Below are 2,637 nucleotides of genomic sequence, written 5' to 3'. Positions count from 1 at the left end.
GGAAATCCGGCAACCTCGAACAGCCGACACGCTGCTGCAAGATCCGCTTCGGGTTTCCCGACGCTCATTGACCGTCCTCTCAGCTGCGATACGGGATTAGGCCATGGCGCCATTCGGGCAGCGCCGATCAAAGGGATGTCTCTCTGGCCCGCCGATTGCCTCCAAAAGATCATGGCATCGGGACTTTGTGCAAGAACCCTGCTCGCTTTGAAGCTGTTCGTCAGGCGCAACTCCTGGAAGACTGGCAGCGGGGTCACCGCCTATCTAGCCAGCCTTGCCCGGCACTACGCGAACAATCCCCCTGCCAACTGGCGACAGGGATTCGGCAGCGCCCATCCGTGGGAGGATTCTGCGGAGACTTGGGCGCATTACCTGCACATCGTGGATACCTTGGAAACTGCGCACGCGTTCGGTCTGTGGGTGCGGCCCGGAGAGGAAGCCGACCCGGCACTCAGCATGGAAATCGACTTTGATCCTTACCATCAACGGGACTTCGACGCTCTGATGCGAGCCTGGTTGCCGCTGACCTACGTCGTCAACAGCCTCAACCACAGCATGGGCCTGCCCAACCTCTACCCCTTCGTGCTGGCTCCGGCGGTCATGGGAAAGCTCCGCTTCGTTCACGGCCTGATCTTTCGCTAACTGGTTCATCCGGCAAATAGACTGAGATTGTCGTGCTCGTGGGCTGTTGGAGGGTCATGCCTATCTGCTTGGGAGCAGGGCCATGACGCTTCGGTTGCGGGAACTGACGGATGATGAACGGTCGGAAGTTGGACGGATCACGCGTTCGCACACACTTGGAGCAGCTTTTGTCCGCCGCGCTCAGATTGTCGTCCATGCCATGAGCGGCCTCAAGGCGGAGGAGATTGCCAGCCGGATGGACTTGTGCGGCAACACGGTTCACCACTGGATCAACCGCTTCAATGCGCGCGGCCTGAAAGGACTGGAAGAGGACGTGCGTACTGGACGACCGCCGACGTATTCGGCCGAGCAGCGCAGCGCCGTCATCACCGCGGCCCTGACCCGACCCACCGAGCTGGGCTTGCCCTTCGCCTGCTGGACCCTGGATCGGCTGGTGGCCTATTTGTCCGACCAGGGTATCGCCATGCGCCGCAGCCGGATCAGTGAGATCTTCATCCATGAGGGCCTGAAGTGGCGCCATGACGAGACTTGGTTCGGCGAACGTGTCGATCCCGACTTCGCCAAAAAAAGGGGGTCATCGAGCACCTCTACACGGCGGCGCCGGCCGGCAGCGTAGTGGTCTGCCTGGATGAGATGGGGCCGCAGGCGGCAAAGAGCTTTCCTGGCCAGCAACTCGTCACGCCGGCAGCGCCCAAGGCCGAACGGGCAAAACAGGAGATCGACTATGGCCGACGAGGCAGCGGCTATGTCTTCGGGGCTTTCCAGCCGGCCAGCGGCACGGCCTTGACGCCTCCCTACGATCGCCGCACCACGACCAACTGGGTTGACTTCCTCGGCGAGGTCGACGCCTGGATCGATCCCACGGTCGAGCGGATCTATGCGGTCGTCGACAATCTCAGCACCCACAGCGCGCCCGACGTGCTGCTGTTCAGCCTGCTCCATCCGCGCTGGGAGTTTGTCTTCCAGCCCAAGTATGCAGCCTACCTCAACCTGATCGAGCCCTGGTGGAAGGTGCTCCGCTTCCTGGCGCTGAAAGGGCGCCGCTTCGAAACCTGGGCCGAAATCGAGCAAGTCGTTCAACGCGCCACCGCCTACTGGAATGAGCAGAAGCATCTCTTCATCTGGGGACGCCGCCGGCGCCACCGCCAAGCCCGTCGTCTTGGGATTGCCACCCTCCCAGTAATCTCATTGATTTAGCGGATGCACCACTAACCAGGTATTTGAATGCAGCCAGTACATCAGAGCTTCAATACACCGTGACAGCATCAGGCGAAGTTCATCTCCACGAAGCGACCACTGCTCACAAAAGAATTCAGTTTATTGCTGGTCGTTCCGCGAGAAGCTCGAATGCATCATATCAAACTGTCATGCTTGAGGCGGCGATGGCCCAGCCCGTCATACTGAGCCTCACCTGAAGTCTGGATGAGATGGTCAACCAATCTGGATACCTCGTCAGCATTTGTGAGATCGTAATCGAACGGGTCACGGAAGACTCTGACCGGATAATTTTGCCGATCATTGCTGAGTTCAACGACCGCAATAATCGCCCGCACATTGCAGTCCAATCCGCGGCCGCATAACTGAGCCGCCATCAGGACGCCCGTGATGATCTCAAGGGTGAATGGTCTGTCGGCACGCTCGACCAGGCGCCTCAGCAGCCTGTTTCCTTGGCTCTCGTGATCGCCCTCAAGGCCCGGAGTTGTCAGTTTGCGACAGATGCTACTCAGCGTAGCGAAACGAACCAGGGTGAGTTCAGGCACTACCCCGGCGGGTGTCACCAGGATGGCCCCAACCATGATCATGGGGTTTCTTCTCATGGCAGCAGTGAAGGCTCCAACTACAATGGATGTCATTCATCGATCAACGCATGAAGCAGGTGTCTGTGCCGGTTCTGACGACTGGTTATCGGGGATTGAGACATTAGGCAAAAAGGCGTCAAGAGCGTGAGAATCTGTTCGCAGGCAGAGCGTGCCGCCCTGTGCTGACCGGGATGCT

At 59.5% G+C, this 2,637-nt stretch carries 4 protein-coding genes; 3 read left to right on the top strand and 1 reads right to left on the bottom strand.

The window, feature by feature from the left end; genetic code table 11:
* The 3 genes from N826_RS38665 to N826_RS38655 form a co-directional block, all read left to right on the top strand.
* The coding region (locus N826_RS38665; protein ID WP_211099517.1) for a putative zinc-binding metallopeptidase at positions 1-642 on the top strand (642 nt) is incomplete at its 5' end.
* A gap of 82 nt (positions 643-724) precedes the next feature.
* A complete protein-coding gene (locus tag N826_RS38660; RefSeq protein ID WP_044437888.1) occupies positions 725-1,258 on the top strand; it encodes a helix-turn-helix domain-containing protein in 534 nt (177 codons plus the stop codon).
* On the top strand, positions 1,258-1,839 hold the full coding sequence (locus N826_RS38655; RefSeq protein WP_084721559.1) for a transposase: 582 nt from the start codon (positions 1,258-1,260) through the stop codon (positions 1,837-1,839). Before N826_RS38660 ends, N826_RS38655 begins: the two co-directional genes overlap by 1 nt.
* Positions 1,840-1,994: 155 nt before the next feature.
* Here the strand turns inward: N826_RS38655 and N826_RS38650 are convergent, their stop codons facing one another.
* Positions 1,995-2,444 (bottom strand): hypothetical protein, encoded by a 450-nt coding sequence (locus N826_RS38650; protein ID WP_044437883.1) that lies wholly within the window; start codon positions 2,442-2,444, stop codon positions 1,995-1,997.
* Positions 2,445-2,637 lie beyond the last annotated feature (193 nt).

It is taken from the genome of Skermanella aerolata KACC 11604 (genome assembly GCF_000936425.1).
Taxonomy (GTDB): Bacteria; Pseudomonadota; Alphaproteobacteria; order Azospirillales; family Azospirillaceae; genus Skermanella; species Skermanella aerolata.
This window is presented reverse-complemented; position numbering and strand designations above follow the sequence as displayed.